20 protein-coding genes are annotated in these 19,142 nt (G+C 59.6%); all 20 read left to right on the top strand.

Annotated elements, in window-relative coordinates:
* Nucleotide 1 precedes the first annotated feature (1 nt).
* The 20 genes from fliJ (at nucleotide 2) to KGB23_RS14500 (ending at nucleotide 19,134) form a co-directional block, all read left to right on the top strand.
* Nucleotides 2-451 carry a flagellar export protein FliJ gene (gene fliJ / locus KGB23_RS14595; RefSeq protein WP_150655101.1) on the top strand — a complete coding sequence of 150 codons (450 nt, stop codon included), beginning with the start codon at nucleotides 2-4 and terminating at the stop codon, nucleotides 449-451.
* Nucleotides 452-538: 87 nt separating this feature from the next.
* On the top strand, nucleotides 539-838 hold the full coding sequence (locus KGB23_RS14590) for an STAS domain-containing protein (protein ID WP_223431602.1): 300 nt from the start codon (nucleotides 539-541) through the stop codon (nucleotides 836-838).
* Nucleotides 839-843: 5 nt separating this feature from the next.
* Nucleotides 844-2,550, top strand: coding sequence for a fused response regulator/phosphatase (locus KGB23_RS14585; protein WP_223431601.1), 1,707 nt, complete (start codon nucleotides 844-846; stop codon nucleotides 2,548-2,550).
* A gap of 30 nt (nucleotides 2,551-2,580) precedes the next feature.
* On the top strand, nucleotides 2,581-2,949 hold the full coding sequence (locus KGB23_RS14580) for an Hpt domain-containing protein (RefSeq protein WP_223431600.1): 369 nt from the start codon (nucleotides 2,581-2,583) through the stop codon (nucleotides 2,947-2,949).
* A gap of 83 nt (nucleotides 2,950-3,032) precedes the next feature.
* Nucleotides 3,033-4,415 carry a flagellar hook-length control protein FliK gene (locus KGB23_RS14575; RefSeq protein ID WP_223431599.1) on the top strand — a complete coding sequence of 461 codons (1,383 nt, stop codon included), beginning with the start codon at nucleotides 3,033-3,035 and terminating at the stop codon, nucleotides 4,413-4,415.
* A gap of 254 nt (nucleotides 4,416-4,669) precedes the next feature.
* Nucleotides 4,670-5,170 carry a flagellar basal body-associated protein FliL gene (gene fliL, locus KGB23_RS14570; RefSeq protein ID WP_033055987.1) on the top strand — a complete coding sequence of 167 codons (501 nt, stop codon included), beginning with the start codon at nucleotides 4,670-4,672 and terminating at the stop codon, nucleotides 5,168-5,170.
* A gap of 9 nt (nucleotides 5,171-5,179) precedes the next feature.
* Nucleotides 5,180-6,148 carry a flagellar motor switch protein FliM gene (fliM, locus tag KGB23_RS14565; protein ID WP_008151077.1) on the top strand — a complete coding sequence of 323 codons (969 nt, stop codon included), beginning with the start codon at nucleotides 5,180-5,182 and terminating at the stop codon, nucleotides 6,146-6,148.
* Between the two features lie 72 nt (nucleotides 6,149-6,220).
* Nucleotides 6,221-6,679, top strand: a complete 459-nt coding sequence (gene fliN / locus KGB23_RS14560) for a flagellar motor switch protein FliN (protein WP_008151080.1) — start codon at nucleotides 6,221-6,223, stop codon at nucleotides 6,677-6,679.
* Nucleotides 6,680-7,126, top strand: coding sequence for a flagellar biosynthetic protein FliO (fliO, locus tag KGB23_RS14555; RefSeq protein WP_149629157.1), 447 nt, complete (start codon nucleotides 6,680-6,682; stop codon nucleotides 7,124-7,126). It begins immediately after the preceding gene.
* Nucleotides 7,126-7,884, top strand: coding sequence for a flagellar type III secretion system pore protein FliP (gene fliP, locus KGB23_RS14550; RefSeq protein ID WP_223431598.1), 759 nt, complete (start codon nucleotides 7,126-7,128; stop codon nucleotides 7,882-7,884). The genes fliO and fliP overlap by 1 nt, the downstream gene beginning before the upstream one ends.
* The gene (gene fliQ / locus KGB23_RS14545) at nucleotides 7,881-8,150 is read left to right on the top strand and encodes a flagellar biosynthesis protein FliQ (protein WP_007948918.1); all 270 of its coding nucleotides are present in this window, start codon (nucleotides 7,881-7,883) and stop codon (nucleotides 8,148-8,150) included. The genes fliP and fliQ overlap by 4 nt, the downstream gene beginning before the upstream one ends.
* Before the next feature lie 3 nt (nucleotides 8,151-8,153).
* Nucleotides 8,154-8,936, top strand: coding sequence for a flagellar biosynthetic protein FliR (fliR, locus tag KGB23_RS14540; protein ID WP_223431597.1), 783 nt, complete (start codon nucleotides 8,154-8,156; stop codon nucleotides 8,934-8,936).
* Between the two features lie 3 nt (nucleotides 8,937-8,939).
* The gene (flhB, locus tag KGB23_RS14535; RefSeq protein ID WP_223431596.1) at nucleotides 8,940-10,079 is read left to right on the top strand and encodes a flagellar biosynthesis protein FlhB; all 1,140 of its coding nucleotides are present in this window, start codon (nucleotides 8,940-8,942) and stop codon (nucleotides 10,077-10,079) included.
* A gap of 262 nt (nucleotides 10,080-10,341) precedes the next feature.
* Nucleotides 10,342-12,471, top strand: a complete 2,130-nt coding sequence (gene flhA / locus KGB23_RS14530; protein WP_033053491.1) for a flagellar biosynthesis protein FlhA — start codon at nucleotides 10,342-10,344, stop codon at nucleotides 12,469-12,471.
* A gap of 11 nt (nucleotides 12,472-12,482) precedes the next feature.
* A complete protein-coding gene (flhF, locus tag KGB23_RS14525; protein ID WP_008155822.1) occupies nucleotides 12,483-13,811 on the top strand; it encodes a flagellar biosynthesis protein FlhF in 1,329 nt (442 codons plus the stop codon).
* A 116-nt stretch (nucleotides 13,812-13,927) separates the two neighbouring features.
* Entirely contained in the window at nucleotides 13,928-14,758 is an 831-nt protein-coding gene (fleN, locus tag KGB23_RS14520; RefSeq protein ID WP_008001746.1) for a flagellar synthesis regulator FleN, read from the top strand.
* A complete protein-coding gene (gene fliA / locus KGB23_RS14515; RefSeq protein ID WP_095080132.1) occupies nucleotides 14,755-15,495 on the top strand; it encodes an RNA polymerase sigma factor FliA in 741 nt (246 codons plus the stop codon). The genes fleN and fliA overlap by 4 nt, the downstream gene beginning before the upstream one ends.
* A 167-nt stretch (nucleotides 15,496-15,662) precedes the next feature.
* On the top strand, nucleotides 15,663-16,034 hold the full coding sequence (locus KGB23_RS14510) for a chemotaxis response regulator CheY (protein WP_003183998.1): 372 nt from the start codon (nucleotides 15,663-15,665) through the stop codon (nucleotides 16,032-16,034).
* A 30-nt stretch (nucleotides 16,035-16,064) separates the two neighbouring features.
* On the top strand, nucleotides 16,065-16,853 hold the full coding sequence (locus KGB23_RS14505; RefSeq protein ID WP_223431595.1) for a protein phosphatase CheZ: 789 nt from the start codon (nucleotides 16,065-16,067) through the stop codon (nucleotides 16,851-16,853).
* A 37-nt stretch (nucleotides 16,854-16,890) separates the two neighbouring features.
* Nucleotides 16,891-19,134, top strand: a complete 2,244-nt coding sequence (locus KGB23_RS14500) for a chemotaxis protein CheA (RefSeq protein WP_223431594.1) — start codon at nucleotides 16,891-16,893, stop codon at nucleotides 19,132-19,134.
* Nucleotides 19,135-19,142: the final 8 nt, after the last annotated feature.

Below are 19,142 nucleotides of genomic sequence, written 5' to 3'. Positions count from 1 at the left end.
CATGGCCCAGAGCCGAGCCTCGCGCCTGGCCCCCGTGGTCGAAATGGCCGAAAAGGCCGAGAAAACCGCGGTCCTGCGTCTCGGGCACTTCCAGGGGCAAGTCCGCCTGGCAGAAAGCAAACTCGCCGACCTCGAAGCCTTTCGTCTCGACTATCAAGAGCAGTGGATCGTGCGCGGCAGCAGTGGCGTGTCGGGCCAATGGCTGCTGGGTTATCAAGGCTTCCTCGCGCAACTGGGTACCGCCATCGACCAGCAGCGACAAAGCCTGGTATGGCATCAAAACAACCTGAACAAGGCGCGGGAATCCTGGCAGGAGGCGTTTGCCCGGGTCGAAGGCTTGCGCAAACTGGTGTTGCGCTACATGGATGAGGCGCGGCGGCTGGAAGACCGGCGCGAGCAAAAGCTGCTGGATGAGTTGTCCCAGCGGTTGCCGCGTCAGGATCCTTATTGAGTGGTGCCTTCTTTTGATCTTGCTCCAGCCCCAGCCAAGTGCTAAACCTTGTACACGTACGCTCACCAATGACAAGGAAGCCGTTAAATGCCAGTCGTTACAGAAGTATCCCAAGATGGGCAAAAGCTGACGATATCGGTCAAGGGGCGATTCGATTTCGCCAAGCATCAGGAGTTTCGTGAGTCCTATGAGGACAAGAAGCTCTCCGCAGTTGTCGTCGACTTGAAAGATGCCACCTACCTCGACAGTTCGGCGCTGGGCATGTTGCTCTTGCTGCGTGATCACGCGGGTGGCGACAGTTCCGATATTCGCGTCGTCAACAGCAGCACCGACGTGAAGAAGATCCTCGCCATCTCCAATTTCGACAAACTGTTCGACATCAGTTGAACGGCATGCAGTCGCCGTTCGAACCGCTGACGATCCTGATCGCTGAAGACAGCGCGGCCGATCGCATGCTGCTGTCGACCATCGTCCGTCGTCAGGGGCATGAGGTGCTGACGGCCGCCAACGGTGCCGAAGCCGTTGAAGCGTTTCGTCAGCAACGACCGCAACTGGTGCTCATGGACGCGATGATGCCAGTGATGGACGGTTTCGAGGCGGCGCGGCAGATCAAGGTATTGGCCGGGGAAACCCTGGTGCCGATCATCTTCCTGACGTCGCTGACCGAAAGCGAAGCGCTGGCCCGCTGTCTGGAGGCTGGGGGCGATGACTTTCTGGCCAAGCCCTACAACCAGGTGATCCTCGCCGCCAAGATCAAGGCGATGGACCGCTTGCGGCGGTTGCAGGCCACGGTGTTGCAACAGCGCGACCAGATCGCCAGGCACCACGACTACCTGCTCAACGAGCAGCGGGTGGCCAAAGCCGTGTTCGACAAGGTGGCCCACTCCGGCTGCCTGAATGCACCCAATATCCGCTACCTGCAATCGCCTTATGCGTTGTTCAACGGCGATCTGCTGCTGGCCGCGTTCACCCCGGCCGGCGACATGCACGTGCTGCTCGGCGATTTTACCGGTCACGGTTTGCCGGCCGCGGTCGGTGCCATGCCCTTGGCCGAAGTTTTCTATGGCATGACCGCCAAGGGTTACGGCCTGTCCGAAACCCTGCGCGAGATGAATGCCAAGCTCAAGCGCATCCTGCCGGTGGACATGTTCTGTTGTGCAACGCTGCTGTGCCTGAGTTTTCAGCGACGCTCGGTGGAGGTGTGGAACGGCGGAATGCCGGACGGATATCTGCACAGCATCGCCAGCGGTGAGCGCACGCCCCTGACGGCTCGGCATTTGCCGCTTGGCGTGCTGAGCCCGCAATCCTTTGATGACCGCACCGAGGTGTTTCCGATGGCGGTCGGGGATCGGATCTTCCTGTTGTCCGACGGGGTGATCGATACCTGCGATGCCAACGAACAGTTGTTTGGTGTGGAGCGATTGCAGCAGGTGTTTGCGGCCAATCGTCAGCCTGATGAGTTGTTCGAAGAGATCGAGCAGGCGTTGCGGGACTTTCGCGGCGAGGCCCGTGATGACGTGAGCATGGTCGAGGTCAGTCTGCTGGAGGCCGCACAACTGAGCCCGCCGGCGCTGGTGTATTCCGACAGTGGTCAGTCCTGCCCGCTGGACTGGTCAGTGAGTTTCGAATTCCGCGCCGCCACGCTCAAACGCTTCAATCCGCTGCCGTATCTTCTGCAATTGCTGCTTGAGGTCCACGGTCTGCGGGCTCAGAGCGGGGCGCTCTACAGTGTGTTGGCCGAACTGTATTCCAATGCCCTGGAGCATGGAGTGCTGGGGCTGGATTCGGCGCTCAAGCGTGATGCCTCGGGTTTTACCCGCTATTATCAACAACGCAATACACGCTTGGACGAGTTGCAGGACGGCTTCGTGCGGGTGCATTTGCAGGTGACACCCAAGGGCGATGGCGGGTGCCTGGCTGTTCGGGTTGAAGACAGTGGCAAGGGTTTCGATGTCGCGCGGGTGATGGAGCTGCCCGTGGATGGTGTCCGTCTGTCGGGACGTGGCGTCAGTCTGATCCGTCAGCTGGGCCACAATGCGAGTTGGTCCGACGATGGTCGAAGTGCCCGCGTGGAGTTTTTCTGGGAGGCTCTGGCATAATCCACGCATTCTTGATCAAGGAGTGAGCAAGTGGCTGACACACACCTGGACCGCGACGTACTGAACGCGTTGCAAGAGGTCATGGAGGATGAGTATCCGACGTTGCTGGATACCTTTCTCGCCGATTCCGAAGAGCGTTTGCGCATCTTGCGAAAGGTTGAAGATGCTGCGCAGCTCATGAATGCCGCCCATAGTTTCAAGGGCAGCAGCAGCAACATGGGCGCCATTCGCCTGGCTGAGTTGTGCCATGAGCTGGAGCAGCGCGCCAAGCAAAAAAGTCTCGCCGGCATTGAAAAACTGGTGGGCGAAATTGATGACGAATTTGCGTTTGTCCGGCCGCTCTATGAGGCCGAGCGTCAGCGTTCTCTCTCTGCCAATGAGACCGTCCGGCGCTTTTAGCGCCTATCACTCAAACCTGGCGCGACCTTTGCACTAATCTCCGTCAACTGTACCTACGATCCCAGTGCAGCGGAGACCGTTCCATGCCCGTTACTCCCAATATGCTTCTTCAGGCCGCCGCGCAGGCCAAGACTCAAGCCGCTTCCGCCAATACACCGGCGCTGGCCGCTGAGCCTGGGGACAAGGCATCCAGCTTCGCTCAGGTCTACGCCAATCAAGCCCGGAACAAACCCTCTGCGGTGGGTGATGGATCGGCCAAGCCGATACGCGATAAAGCGCCGGACAGCCCTGATAAAAAGGACGTCAGCAACGACACGTCTGCCGCCCCGGAACCTGCGGTTGCCGATAGCGGCAAATCCTTGCCCGCCGATAAACCGGCGCAGGCTGACGACAAGACTGCCAGCGATGATGCGTCGGAGGCTGCCGAAACGCCGGTAGTCGACACCGCGCCGGTTGATCCAGCCCTCGATCCTTCGTTACTGCCACCGTTGCAGGCAGTGGTGGCAACCCCCGTTCCGCAAGCCCCTCCAGTGGTCGTCACCGTGGCGCCGCAGGTCGAAGCGCCAGTTGCTGCGGCAGTGACTGCGGCGCCAGTTGCTGCTGCAACGGTGGATAGCGATTTCGATCCCGAAGCCGATCCTCTCGATGCGTTGCCGGCCGTGCGTATGGCCATGGAGCGGGGCGGCCATATTTCGGCTGCGAGTCAGGCTCAGCCCAAAGCGGCGCCGACCCAGGCACCGACCCAGGCCCAGGCCCAGGCCGACGGCGAGTCAACCTCGGCGCAGACCTTCGCCGCAGGCATGGCGAGCATGCTCGATGTGCAAGCCGACAAGGACAGCACCGGCCAGGGCGGCGACAAGGCCTTCGGTGGTCTTATCGATGACGGTCTCAAGGACCTGAAGTCCGCGAGTAGCGATACCCGGGTCGACGATTTCGCCAACCGTCTGGCGGCACTGACCCAGGCGGCCACGCCGAAAACCGCCAACGCATTGCCGGTGAATCAACCGATCGCCATGCATCAGAGTGGCTGGACCGAAGAAGTAGTGAACCGGGTCATGTACCTGTCCAGTGCCAATCTCAAGGCCGCCGACATCCAGTTGCAACCGGCTGAACTGGGGCGCCTGGACATTCGGGTGAACATGGTTCCGGATCAGCAGACCCAGGTGACGTTCATGAGCGCCCATCCAAGTGTTCGCGAAGCGCTGGACGGGCAGATGCATCGCCTGCGTGACATGTTTGCGCAGCAGGGCATGGGTCAGGTCGACGTCAATGTGTCCGACCAGTCCCGTGGCTGGCAGGGCCAAGGGCAGGAACAGGCTCAACAAGGTCAAGGCCAGGGCGGACGCACTAACGCCAGCGGTGGTCGCCTCGATTCCATGGATGAGGAGCTTGCGCCAACAGCTACCGAAGTAGTGGCCAGCACCACCAGCGTCATCGGCTCCAGCGCAGTCGACTACTACGCCTGATCAAACGCAAAACCCCTGTGGGAGCGGCGGTGCGACGATTCGACTTGCTCGCGAAGGCGGTGTGTCAGACAACAGAAATGTTGAATGTTCAACCGTATTCGCGAGCAAGTCGAATCGTCGCACCGCCGCTCCCACATTTGTTTTGTGGTGGGTCGTCATCCGCCGTCTCCCATGTCTCCAGACACTTCTGGCATAACACTTGCTCTTGCCTTGCCGTGCGACTGTGAAAACCCGAATAGTGACGGATTATTGGCATGGCGAAGAGCGAAGCAGCAGTAAAAGACCCCGCAACCAAAGGCAAACTCAAGCTGATCATTGTGATCGTGGTGGCCCTGCTGCTGGCGATCGGCTTGTCCGTGGGAGCGACCTGGTTCTTCATGCACAGCGCCCAGAGCAAGCCTGCCGCCGCAGCCGAAACCGCCCCGGTCGGCAAGCAGCCAGCGATTTTCGAGCCCATGGCTCCGGCCTTCGTGGCCAACTACAACCAGAACGGTCGTCAGCGCTACATGCAGGTGAGCATCACCATGCAGGGTCGCAATCAAGCTGATCTGGAAGCGCTCAAAGTTCACATGCCTGTCATCCGCAATAACCTGGTCATGCTGTTCTCCGGACAGGACTTCGCCACCCTGGCGTCGCCGGTCGGCCAGGAAATGTTGCGTCAGAAAGCCACGGCCAGCGTCCAGGAAGTGGCGCAGAAAGAACTCGGCAAAGTGGTCATCGAACAGTTGCTTTTCACTAATTTCGTACTGCAGTAGGAACACGACATGGCCGTGCAGGACCTGCTGTCCCAGGATGAGATCGATGCGCTGTTGCATGGCGTCGACGATGGTCTGGTACAGACCGATACCGCTGCTGAACCCGGCAGTGTCAAAAGCTACGACCTGACCAGCCAGGATCGCATCGTCCGTGGACGTATGCCGACCCTGGAAATGATCAACGAGCGTTTCGCCCGTTACACCCGCATCAGCATGTTCAACATGCTGCGCCGCTCGGCGGACGTTGCCGTCGGTGGCGTGCAGGTGATGAAGTTCGGCGAATACGTGCACTCGCTGTACGTGCCGACCAGCCTCAACCTGGTCAAGATCAAACCGTTGCGCGGCACCGCGTTGTTCATCCTCGACGCCAAACTGGTGTTCAAACTGGTGGACAACTTCTTCGGCGGCGACGGCCGTCACGCGAAGATCGAAGGGCGTGAATTCACCCCCACAGAACTGCGTGTGGTGCGCATGGTGCTGGAACAGGCCTTCGTCGATTTGAAGGAAGCCTGGCAGGCGATCATGGAAGTGAACTTCGAGTACATCAACTCGGAAGTGAACCCGGCCATGGCCAATATCGTCGGCCCGAGCGAAGCGATTGTGGTGTCGACCTTCCACATCGAACTCGATGGCGGTGGCGGCGACCTGCACGTGACCATGCCGTACTCGATGATCGAACCCGTACGCGAAATGCTCGACGCCGGCTTCCAGTCGGATCTCGACGATCAGGACGAGCGCTGGGTCAACGCCTTGCGCCAGGACGTGCTGGACGTAGACGTGCCGATCGGTGCCACGGTTGCCCGTCGCCAGTTGCGCCTGCGGGACATTTTGCACATGCAGCCGGGGGACATTATCCCGGTCGAGATGCCGGATGAGATGATCATGCGCGCCAACGGCGTGCCTGCGTTCAAGGTCAAGATGGGGTCGCACAAAGGCAACCTCGCGTTGCAAGTGATCGAGCCGATCGAGCGCCGCTGATCGGCGCTCCAACCCCCCTGTGCTTTTAACTGACGGCTCCTGATTGAATGGATGCCCGCCGAGGACAAATTGATGGCTAACGATATGAACACCCAGGACGACCAGGCGCTGGCCGATGAATGGGCTGCGGCCCTGGAAGAAACCGGCGACGCCGGGCAGGACGATATCGACGCCTTGCTGGCCGCCGATGCCGCCAGTTCGCCGTCCAACCGTCTGCCGATGGAAGAGTTCGGCAGCGTGCCGAAAAATAACGATCCGGTCACCCTCGACGGTCCTAACCTGGACGTGATCCTCGACATTCCGGTGTCGATTTCCATGGAAGTCGGCAGCACTGACATCAACATCCGCAACCTGCTGCAGCTTAACCAGGGATCGGTGATCGAGCTCGATCGTCTGGCCGGTGAGCCGCTGGACGTACTGGTCAACGGCACGCTCATCGCTCACGGTGAAGTGGTGGTGGTCAACGAGAAGTTCGGCATCCGCCTGACTGACGTGATCAGCCCAAGCGAACGCATCAAGAAGCTGCGCTGAGTGAAAAAGGTTCTGGGGTTTGTGCTGGCGTTGCCGTTCAGTGTTTTGGCAGCCGAGCCGGTAGCGACCGCTACTGCGGCCGCCGCACCCGCGGTCAGCAGCGGTGTGGCCGGGCAATTGACGCAGTTGGTGTTCGGTTTGCTGCTGGTGCTGGGGTTGATCTTCTTCCTCGCCTGGTTGCTGCGACGGGTGCAGCAGGCCGGACCGGCCGGCAAGGGGCAGGTGATCGAGCTGATCGGTTCCCGCGCGCTGGGCCCGCGTGACCGTCTGATGCTGGTGCAGGTCGGCAACGAGCAGATTCTGCTTGGCTTGAGCCCCGGCACCATCACCGCGTTGCACGTGCTCAAGGAGCCGGTGCAAGTGCCCAGCGGGACTGAAAAAGCGACCCCCGAGTTTGCCCAGCGCCTGATGGAGCTGATGGGCAAGGATCATAAGGATAAGAAGTAATGGGTGCGCTACGCATCGTCTTGACGCTGGCCCTGATGCTGGCCGCGCCGTTGGTGTTCGCCGCCGATCCGTTGTCGATCCCGGCGATTACCTTGGGTACCAATGCCAACGGCGCTCAGGAGTATTCGGTCAGCCTGCAAATCCTGCTGATCATGACTGCGCTGAGTTTTATCCCGGCGTTCGTCATGCTGATGACCAGTTTCACCCGGATCATTATCGTCTTCTCGATCCTGCGTCAGGCCCTGGGCCTGCAACAAACGCCGTCGAACCAGATCCTCACGGGCATGGCGCTGTTCCTGACCCTGTTCATCATGGCGCCGGTATTCGACCGGGTTAATCAGGATGCCTTGCAGCCGTATCTGGCGGAGAAACTCACCGCTCAAGACGCCGTGGCCAAGGCGCAGGTGCCGATCAAGGATTTCATGCTCGCCCAGACTCGCAGCAGCGATCTGGAGTTGTTCATGCGCTTGTCCAAACGCACTGATATCGCCTCGCCCGATCAGGCGCCGCTGACGATTCTGGTTCCGGCGTTCGTTACCTCCGAACTGAAAACCGCGTTCCAGATCGGCTTCATGATCTTCATTCCGTTCCTGATCATCGACCTGGTCGTGGCCAGTGTCCTGATGGCCATGGGTATGATGATGCTCTCGCCGCTGATCATTTCCCTGCCATTCAAGATCATGCTGTTCGTACTGGTGGATGGCTGGGCGTTGATCATCGGTACGCTGGCGAGCAGCTTCGGCGGTGTATCGCCATGACGCCAGAAGTTGCGGTAGACATCTTCCGGGAAGCACTGTGGCTGACCACCATGATGGTTGCCGTGCTGGTGATTCCGAGTTTGCTCGTGGGCCTGTTGGTGGCGATGTTCCAGGCCGCTACGCAGATCAACGAACAGACCCTGAGCTTCCTGCCGCGCCTGCTGGTGATGCTGGTGACGTTGATCGTCGCCGGTCCATGGCTGGTGCAGACCTTCATGGAATACATCCTGCAGTTGTACGGCAGTATTCCTCAGGTCATCGGCTAAACCATGTCGCTGCTCCAACTGACCGATACCCAGATCAGTACCTGGGTGGCGACGTTCATGCTGCCGCTGTTTCGCGTCGGCGCCTTGCTGATGGTCATGCCGGTGTTCGGCACGACCCTGGTGCCCACGCGAGTGCGCCTTTATTTCGCCCTGGCGATTACGTTGGTCATCGCTCCCGGCCTGCCGCCGATGCCGCCGGTCAATGCGCTGGACTTGAGCGGGCTGCTGCTGATTGCCGAGCAGATCCTCGTCGGTGCAGTGCTGGGGTTCTCTTTGCAGTTGTTCTTCCAGGCCTTTGTGGTCGCGGGGCAGATTGTCTCCATCCAGATGGGCATGGGCTTCGCTTCGATGGTCGACCCTACCAACGGCGTGTCGGTGGCCGTGATCGGGCAGTTCTTCACCATGCTGGTGACGCTGTTGTTCCTGTCCATGAACGGCCATCTGGTGGTGTTCGAAGTCCTCACTGAAAGCTTCACTACGCTGCCGGTCGGTAGCGGGTTGATGGTCAATCATTTCTGGGAACTGGCCGGCAAGCTCGGCTGGGTTCTCGGTGCCGCGCTGTTGCTGGTGTTGCCGGCGATTACTGCGTTGCTGGTGGTCAACATTGCCTTTGGCGTGATGACCCGGGCTGCGCCGCAGTTGAACATCTTTTCTATCGGCTTTCCGCTGACGCTGGTGCTTGGGCTATTCATCGTCTGGGTCGGGCTGGCGGACATTATCAATCAGTATCAACCGCTGGCCTCCGAGGCCTTGCAGTTGTTACGCGAACTGGCACGGGCGCGCTGAGTCATGGCTGAGAGCGAAAGCGGTCAGGACAAAACAGAAGACCCCACCGAGAAGCGCAAGAAGGACTCTCGCGAGAAGGGCGAGATCGCGCGCTCCAAAGAGCTCAACACGCTGGCGATCATGTTGGCGGGTTCCGGTGCGCTGCTGATTTTCGGCGGGGCGCTGGCGCAAGACTTGATGGAATTGATGCGGCAGAATTTCTCCCTGTCGCGTGAAGTCATTCTCGATCAGCGCTCCATGAGCACTTACCTGTTGAGTTCAGGGCTGACGGCCTTGCTGGCGATTCAGCCGATCATGATCACCCTGGTGCTGGCAGCGTTGATCGGGCCGATTTCCCTTGGTGGATGGCTATTCGCAGCGGGTTCCCTGGCACCGAAATTCAGTCGGATGAACCCTGCCGCCGGCCTCAAGCGAATGTTTTCGTTCAAGGCGGTGGCGGAGTTGCTTAAGGCGTTTGCGAAGTTTTTGATCATCCTGGCTGTGGCCCTGCAGGTGTTATCGTCAGACATCGATGACCTGATACGCATCGCCCACGAACCGTTGGAGCTGGCCGTCATTCACTGCCTGCAGGTGGTGGGCTGGAGTACGTTATGGATGTCTTGCGGGCTGATCGTTATTGCCGCGGTGGACGTACCGGTGCAGCTTTGGGAAAGCCACAAGAAACTGCTGATGACCAAGCAGGAAGTGCGTGACGAGCATAAAGATCAGGAAGGGAAGCCAGAGGTTAAACAACGGATCCGTCAGCTGCAGCGCGAAATGTCCCAGCGCCGGATGATGGCGGCGATCCCCGACGCCGATGTGGTCATCACCAACCCGACCCACTACGCCGTAGCGCTCAAGTACGATCCGGACAAGGGTGGGGCGCCGATGCTGATCGCCAAGGGCAGCGACTTCCTGGCCTTGAAGATCCGTGAAATCGCTGTGGCCAACGAAGTGCTGCTGCTTGAGTCGCCGGCACTGGCGCGTTCGATTTACTACTCCACCGAGCTTGATCAGGAAATTCCCGGCGGGCTTTACCTTGCCGTCGCCCAAGTGCTCGCTTACGTCTACCAGATCCGCCAGCACCGCGCCGGCAAGGGCAAACGCCCGGATCCGCTCAAGGACGACCTGCCGATTCCGCCGGACCTGCGACGCGATTCCTGATTGCGCCTGTAGCAGCTGCCGAGCCTGCGAGGCTGCGTTCGAGCCGGGGTCGCGCTCGACCGAAGTCCTCGCAAAAGGTTTACGACTGCTGCGTCCGAATGCGGCCCAAACCGAACGCAGCCTCGCAGGCTCGACAGCTGCTACGAGACTCAATAGAACCCTCTATTCCCTGTCTCGGCAAAAGTTGGAAGGCTTCTTGCAATAGCGGCTCTGCGCCTGCTTCAGGCGTCAAAAAGTTTGCTTCAAGGGATGGGGAATACCGGTGGATCGCTCTCAGTTACTCAACAGTGCTCGCACAAACGTTGCCGACTTAAGTCGGGGCAATCTGGGTGTGCCGTTGTTGCTGCTGGTCATGCTGGCGATGATGATGTTGCCGGTGCCGCCGTTCCTGCTGGATGTGTTCTTCACGTTCAACATCGCGTTGTCGATTGTCGTCTTGCTGGTCTGTGTTTACGCGTTGCGGCCACTGGACTTTGCGGTGTTCCCGACCATTCTGCTGGTGGCGACGTTGCTGCGACTGGCGCTGAACGTGGCCTCCACGCGGGTGGTGATGCTCCACGGCCAGGACGGTCATGCCGCCGCCGGCAAGGTGATCCAGGCCTTCGGCGAGGTGGTGATCGGCGGTAACTACGTGGTCGGTATCGTCGTCTTCGCGATTTTGATGATCATCAACTTTGTCGTGGTGACCAAGGGTGCCGGGCGGATTTCCGAGGTGAGTGCGCGTTTCACCCTCGATGCGATGCCCGGTAAACAAATGGCCATCGACGCCGACTTGAACGCCGGCCTGATCGATCAGAACCAGGCCAAACTGCGCCGGATGGAAGTGGCCCAGGAAGCCGAGTTCTACGGTTCCATGGACGGTGCCAGCAAGTTCGTTCGCGGTGACGCCATTGCCGGCCTGCTGATTCTGTTCATCAACCTGATCGGCGGCATGGCAGTCGGTATCTTCCAGCACGGCATGACCTTCGGCGATGCCGGTCGGGTGTACGCCTTGTTGACCATCGGTGACGGTTTGGTGGCGCAATTGCCATCACTGCTTTTATCTACAGCTGCAGCGATCATGGTGACCCGTGCTTCCGGTTCGGAAGACATGGGCAAGCAGATCAATCGCCAGATGTTCGCCTCGCCCAAAGCGTTGGCCGTGGCGGCAGGTTTGATGGCAGTGATGGGCCTCGTGCCGGGCATGCCGCATTTCTCCTTTCTCAGCATGGCGGCCCTGGCGGCCGGCGGTGCGTACCTGTTCTGGAAGAAGCAGAACGTGGTCAAGGTTCAGGCCTTGCAAGAGGTCAAGCGTCAACAGGAACTGCTGCCATCACCGGCTCGCGCTCAGGAAACCAAAGAGCTTGGCTGGGACGACGTCACTCCGATCGACATGATCGGCCTGGAAGTCGGCTACCGGTTGATTCCGCTGGTGGACCGCAATCAGGGTGGTCAGTTGCTGGCGCGGATCAAGGGCGTGCGCAAGAAGCTGTCCCAGGACCTGGGCTTCCTGATGCCGACCGTGCATATCCGTGACAACCTCGACCTGGCGCCGAGTGCCTATCGCCTGACCCTGATGGGGGTGATCCTAGCTGAAGCGGAAATTTACCCGGACCGCGAACTGGCGATCAACCCGGGGCAGGTCTACGGTACGCTCAATGGCATTACCGCCAAAGATCCGGCTTTCGGTCTGGAGGCAGTCTGGATCGAAATCAGCCAGCGTGCCCAGGCACAATCCCTCGGTTATACCGTGGTCGATGCCAGTACAGTGGTGGCAACCCACTTGAACCAGATTTTGTACAAGCACTCGAGCGAGTTGATCGGTCACGAAGAAGTGCAACAACTCATGCAATTGTTGGCCAAAAGCTCGCCAAAACTGGCCGAAGAACTGGTGCCGGGTGTGGTGTCTCTGTCGCAGCTGCTCAAAGTATTGCAGGCATTGCTGGCCGAACAGGTGCCAGTACGGGACATTCGCAGCATTGCCGAAGCCATCGCGAACAATGCCAGCAAGAGTCAAGATACTGCCGCGCTGGTGGCCGCGGTGCGCGTCGGCGTATCCCGCGCAATCGTCCAAAGCATTGTAGGGACTGACTCCGAGCTACCAGTGATCACGCTGGAGCCAAGGTTGGAACAAATATTGCTCAATAGTCTTCAGAAGGCAGGACAAGGCTCGGAAGAGGGTGTTCTGCTGGAGCCAAGCATGGCTGAGAAACTGCAGCGCTCGTTGATCGATGCGGCGCAGCGTCAGGAAATGCAAGGTCAGCCGGTGATTCTGCTGGTAGCCGGTCCGGTTCGCGCGATGCTGTCGCGATTCGGCCGATTGGCAGTCCCGGGTTTGCATGTGTTGGCTTACCAGGAAATTCCTGACAACAAGCAAGTGACCATCGTTGCGACAGTAGGGCCCAACGGCTGAGGTAGTGGTTTATGCAAGTTAAGCGTTTTTTCGCCGCCGATATGCGTCAGGCCATGAAACTGGTTCGTGATGAGCTGGGCGCTGATGCCGCCATCATTGGCAACCGCCGGATCGCCGGTGGTGTCGAGCTGACGGCTGCCCTGGATTACAAGTTGTCGGCGCTGGCTCCGCGCGTTCCGAACATGGAACTCGAAGACGAGCTGCGCAAGACCCAATCGCGGATCGTCACCGCCCAGGCCGAACTGAGCCTGCGCAGCGATGGCGAGAGCGACAAGTCCACCAATCGCCAGTTATTCGCCGGCCTGCCACTGACCGCCGCCGAGCCGCTGATCGAGCCGACCTACACCGAACCCCGTCGTCCTGCACCCGCTGCGGCACCTGCCTCCGGTGGCGTCGACCCACGGGCGTTCGACTCGATGCGTTTCGAACTCAACAGCCTGCGCGAACTGATGGAAGTGCAACTCGGCTCCCTGGCCTGGAATCAGCTGCAAGGCAGCCGTCCGGCCCAGGCCAATCTTTGGCGTCGCCTGCAACGCATCGGCCTGTCCGGCCCGTTGTCGCGCGATTTGCTGGCGCTGATTACCGATATTGAAGAACCTCGTCAGGCCTGGCGCATGTTGCTGGCACATCTGGCGCGGATGATCGCCACACCGGAAGTCGAGCCTCTGGAAGAGGGCGGCGTGATTGCCATGGTCGGCCCTGCCGGCATGGGCAAGACCACCACCCTGGCCAAACTCGCGGCCCGTTACGTGCTCAAGTACGGCGCGCAAAATATCGCGCTGGTCAGCATGGACAGCTACCGTATTGGTGCTCAGGAACAACTCAAGACGTTGGGCCGGATCCTCAATGTGTCGGTGACGCATGTCGATCCGGGCCAATCGCTGGTGCAGGCGCTGGAGCCTTTGCTGCGCAAACGCGTGGTGCTGATCGATACCGCGGGCCTTCAGGCCAGCGATCCGGCACTGCGCATGCAGCTCGAAAGCCTGGCCGGTCGTGGCATCAAATCAAAAAATTACCTGGTTTTGGCAACCACCAGCCAGAAACAGGTTCTAACGGCCGCTTATCACAGTTACAAGCGTTGTGGGCTCGCTGGCTGCATCCTGACTAAACTGGATGAAACGGCAAGTCTGGGCGAGGTGTTGAGCCTGGCCATCAGTCATGAATTGCCGGTGGCCTACCTGACCGATGGCCCGCGGATTCCGGATGATTTGCATCTACCGCGTCGTCATCAGTTGGTCAGTCGCGCCGTAAGCGTGCAAATGCAAGAAGAACCCAGCGAAGAAGCCATGGCTGACATGTTCGCTGATATTTACCACAGCCCGACCAAGCAGGTTGGCTGAGGTATTAATGAACAGTTTTTGTACCTACATCGATGGTCTGCCATGCATTGTTCAGTTGTTGAACGCGCAGCCAGTAATGTGGCCTCCGTCTAAGTAAGACAAGGTAAAGAAAATTCATGGGCAGCATGCATCCCGTACAGGTGATCGCGGTGACCGGCGGCAAAGGTGGCGTCGGGAAGACTAACGTGTCAGTGAACTTGTCCCTGGCTCTAGCTGAGCTCGGCCGGCGCGTCATGCTGCTGGACGCTGATCTGGGGCTGGCGAACGTCGACGTCCTGCTGGGACTGACACCCAAACGTACTTTGGCCGACGTGATCGAAGGCCGCTGCGAGCTGCGCGACGTACTGTTGCAGGGCCCTGGCGGCATTCGCATCGTCCCGGCCGCGTCCGGCACACAGAGCATGGTTCATTTAAGTCCGGCCCAACACGCCGGCCTGATCCAGGCGTTCAGCGATATCGGCGACAACCTCGACGTGCTAGTGATCGACACCGCTGCGGGCATTGGGGACTCGGTAGTCAGTTTCGTTCGCGCAGCGCAGGAAGTCTTGCTGGTGGTCTGCGACGAACCGACCTCGATCACCGATGCCTACGCACTGATCAAACTGCTGAACCGCGATTACGGCATGAACCGTTTCCGCGTCCTGGCCAACATGGCCCAGAGCCCGCAGGAAGGGCGCAACCTGTTCGCCAAGTTGACCAAGGTCACGGATCGCTTCCTTGACGTCGCCTTACAATACGTCGGCGCGGTGCCTTACGACGAAAGTGTGCGCAAGGCTGTGCAGAAGCAGCGCGCCGTCTACGAAGCCTTCCCGCGGTCCAAGTGCTCACTGGCGTTCAAAGCCATTGCACAGAAGGTCGATACCTGGCCGCTACCTGCCAACCCGCGTGGGCACCTGGAGTTTTTCGTCGAGCGCCTCGTGCAACAAACCGCAGGACCGGTGCTATGACAGCCAGTGGCTACAACCTCTACAAGAATTCGGCACGTGACGCGCAGTACGAGCTGATCGAGCGTTACGCGCCACTGGTTAAACGCATTGCCTACCACTTGCTGGCGCGTCTGCCGGCCAGTGTCCAGGTCGAAGACCTGATCCAGGCCGGGATGATCGGCCTGCTTGAAGTGTCGACCAAATACGACGCCAGCAAAGGCGCGAGTTTCGAGACGTACGCGGGCATTCGAATCCGTGGCGCGATGCTCGATGAAGTACGCAAGGGGGACTGGGCGCCACGTTCGGTCCACCGCAATACCCGGATGGTCAGCGACGCCATTCGCTCGATTGAAGCTAAAACCGGTCGTGACGCTAAAGATCACGAGGTTGCGGCCGAACTCCAATTGAGTCTCGACGATTATTACGGGATTTTGAACGACACCCTGGGCAGCCGGTTATTCAGTTTCGACGATCTGTTGCAGGACGGCGAACACGAAGGGCTGCACGAGGATGGCGCCAGTGCTCATCTCGAGCCGTCACGCGATCTGGAAGATGAACGCTTCCAGGCGGCGCTGGCGGACGCGATTGCCAATTTGCCGGAGCGTGAGCGACTGGTGTTGGCGCTGTACTACGACGAAGAGTTGAATCTCAAGGAAATCGGTGAGGTCCTGGGGGTCAGCGAATCTCGGGTCAGCCAGTTACACAGCCAGTGCGCGGCCCGTTTGCGGGGGCGTTTGGGGGAGTGGCGAGCGCGCTGAAGGCAGTGTGGGGACACTGCGAACGCGGCTGGTGGGGTGTTGAACCGTACCGGTCCCGATCTGTTGTGCTCCAGACAGTCATTGAGTGCTTTGCCGGATTGATTGAAATGGCGCGTCCAGGTGCTGGGCGCGTTTAAGACTGCTTGGAGGTCGAATTGGACAAGAACATGAAAATCCTCATCGTTGATGACTTCTCAACGATGCGGCGGATCATTAAAAACCTGTTGCGTGACCTTGGGTTCACCAACACGGTCGAGGCCGACGATGGCACTACTGCCATTCCGGTTCTCAACAGCGGCAGCATCGACTTTCTGGTAACAGACTGGAACATGCCTGGCATGACCGGTATCGACCTGCTGCGCCACGTGCGTGCCGATGAAAAGCTCAAGCACCTGCCGGTGCTGATGGTGACCGCTGAAGCCAAGCGCGAGCAAATCATCGAGGCAGCCCAGGCCGGAGTTAACGGCTATGTGGTCAAGCCCTTCACGGCCCAGGCGTTAAAAGAAAAAATCGAGAAGATTTTCGAACGCATCGGTTGATGTGCGAAGCCACTGCGCCACGGGGGAGCTATGGAGCATAACGAGTCTTCACAGGGCGATTTCGAATCGACTCTGAAAAAACACGCGGTCGAACTGGTCGAAAGCCTTGAAAAAGGCAGGTTCGGCGACGCTGTGCAACTGATCCATGAGCTCAATCAGACCCGTGACCGTGGCCTGTATCAGGAAGTGGGCAAGCTCACTCGCGAGCTGCATAGCGCGATCGTCAATTTCCAGATTGACCCGCACATGCCGCAAGCCGAGGAAGTCTCGCAGATCACGGATGCCACCGAGCGTCTGGGTTATGTGGTCAAGCTGACCGAGGCGGCTGCCAACCGCACCATGGACCTGGTGGAAAACGCCACGCCGCTGGTCAACGGCCTGAGCAACGAAGCCCAGGCCTTGAGCAACGACTGGGGACGGTTCATGCGCCGCGAAGTCGGGGCTGAAGAGTTCCGCGAGCTGGCCCGGCGAGTCGACGGTTTCCTGACACGCAGCAGCGAAGACAATCGCGTTGTGTCGAGCAACCTCAACGACATTCTGCTCGCTCAGGATTACCAGGACCTCACCGGTCAGGTGATCAAGCGTGTGACCCAATTGGTCACCGAAGTTGAAAGCAACCTGCTCAAGCTCGTGCTTATGGCCAGTCATGTGGACCGCTTTGCGGGCATCGAACATGACCGTGAAGCGATGCTTGCAGAAAAAGATCCGCAAAAACATCTCTCTCAGGGTGAAGGTCCGCAGATTCATGCCGATAAAAGAGAAGACGTTGTGTCCGGTCAGGACGATGTGGACGATTTGCTATCCAGTCTTGGATTTTAGGTTTTTAGGTTTTTAGACCTTTAGGAGCACCCCCTTAATGAGCTTCGGCGCCGATGAAGAGATCCTTCAGGATTTCCTGGTTGAGGCCGGCGAGATTCTAGAGCAACTGTCCGAACAGCTGGTCGAGCTTGAAAGCCGACCTGATGATGCGGACTTGCTCAATGCAATTTTTCGCGGTTTTCACACTGTAAAAGGAGGCGCCGGCTTCCTCCAGCTCAACGAGCTGGTGGAGTGCTGTCACATCGCCGAGAACGTGTTCGACATCCTGCGCAAGGGTGAACGCCGCGTCGACTCGGAACTGATGGACGTGGTTCTCGAAGCGCTGGATGCGGTGAACGGCATGTTTACCGAAGTCCGCGAGCGCAGCCCGATCACGGCTGCCACGCCAGAATTGCTTGCGGCACTGGCCCGTCTGGCCGAGCCGCAAACCGCCGATGAAACGGCACCGGTCGCCGAAGTGGTGGAAGAACCTGCCGCCGAGAGCGAATCGGGTGACATCACCGATAACGAATTCGAACAACTGCTGGACTCGCTGAACGCCGTCAAGGCTCAGGCAGAAGCCCCGGCAGCCGTGCCAGCGCCGAGCAGCAATGCGGCGACCAGCGACGAAATCACCGATGCCGAGTTCGAGTCGTTGCTCGATCAACTGCACGGTAAAGGCCAGTTCGCCGTCGATGCGGTAGCCCCGGCGCCAGCCGCACCGGCTGCCCCGAAAGCGGCAGGCGACAGCTCCGATATCACCGACGACGAGTTCGAAGCACTGCTCGATCAGCTGCACGGCAAGGGCAACTTTGCCGTTGATGCGCTGGAATCGGCCATTGCTGCGGTCCCGGCCCCGGCTGCGCCAACCGCTAAAGCGGCTGGCGGCGATCTGATCTCCGATCACGAGTTCGAATCACTGCTCGACGAATTGCACGGTAAAGGCAAGTTCACCGAGGTTGGCACTGGCGCAGTGGTTTCTGCTCCTGTCGCCAAGGCGCCAGCACCGGCTGCGAAACCCGTTGCCAAAGCGCCCGAGCCTAAAGCCGAAGCGCCGAAGCCTGCCGCAGCTGCAGCACCGGCTCCGGCGCGTGCCCCGTCCGCGCCGCCACCGGAAAAACCGGCCAGCGAAGCCGAGACCACCGTGCGGGTCGACACCGCGCGTCTCGACGAAATCATGAACATGGTTGGCGAGTTGGTACTGGTGCGTAACCGCTTGGTCCGTCTGGGCCTCAACAGCGGCGACGAAGCCATGTCCAAGGCCGTGTCGAACCTCGACGTGGTCACGGCCGACCTGCAAACCGCGGTCATGAAGACCCGGATGCAACCGATCAAGAAGGTCTTCGGGCGCTTCCCGCGCCTGGTTCGCGACCTGGCTCGCCAGCTCAAGAAAGAGATCAACCTGGAACTGGTCGGCGAAGAAACCGACCTCGACAAGAACCTCGTCGAGGCCCTGGCCGACCCGCTGGTCCACTTGGTGCGCAACTCGGTCGACCACGGTATTGAAGAGCCGGCCGAACGTGAAGCGATGGGCAAGCCTCGCAGCGGCAAGGTGATCCTGTCCGCTGAACAGGAAGGCGACCACATCCTGCTGTCGATCTCCGATGACGGCAAGGGCATGGACGCTGATGTTCTGCGCGGCATTGCCGTGAAGAAAGGCTTGATGGACAAGGATGCAGCCGATCGCCTCAGCGAATCCGATTGCTTCAACCTGATCTTCGCGCCGGGTTTCTCGACCAAGACCGAAATTTCCGATGTCTCCGGACGCGGCGTGGGCATGGACGTGGTGAAAACCAAAATCGCCCAGCTCAACGGCACCATCAATATCTATTCGACCAAGGGCAAGGGCTCGAAGATCGTCATCAAGGTCCCGTTGACCCTGGCGATCATGCCGACGCTGATGGTCATGCTGGGCAACCAGGCGTTTGCGTTCCCGCTGGTGAACGTCAACGAAATCTTCCACCTCGACCTGTCGACCACCAACGTCGTGGACGGCCAGGAAGTGGTGATCGTGCGGGACAAGGCGCTGCCATTGTTCTACCTCAAACGCTGGCTGGTCAGCTCTGCCGCTCACGAAGAGCAGCGCGAAGGCCATGTCGTGATCCTTTCGGTGGGCACTCAGCGGATCGGCTTCGTCGTCGATCAACTGGTGGGCCAGGAAGAAGTGGTCATCAAGCCATTGGGCAAAATGCTCCAGGGAACCCCGGGCATGTCCGGCGCCACCATCACCGGTGACGGCCGCATTGCGCTGATTCTCGATGTTCCGAGCATGCTCAAGCGTTACGCCGCACGGCGTATTTGATTCTGGTG

Source organism: Pseudomonas sp. GL-B-26, assembly GCF_019947405.1.
Lineage (GTDB): Bacteria > Pseudomonadota > Gammaproteobacteria > Pseudomonadales > Pseudomonadaceae > Aquipseudomonas.
The sequence above is the reverse complement of the archived record's forward strand: the minus strand, read 5'-3'. Positions and strand labels throughout refer to the sequence as shown.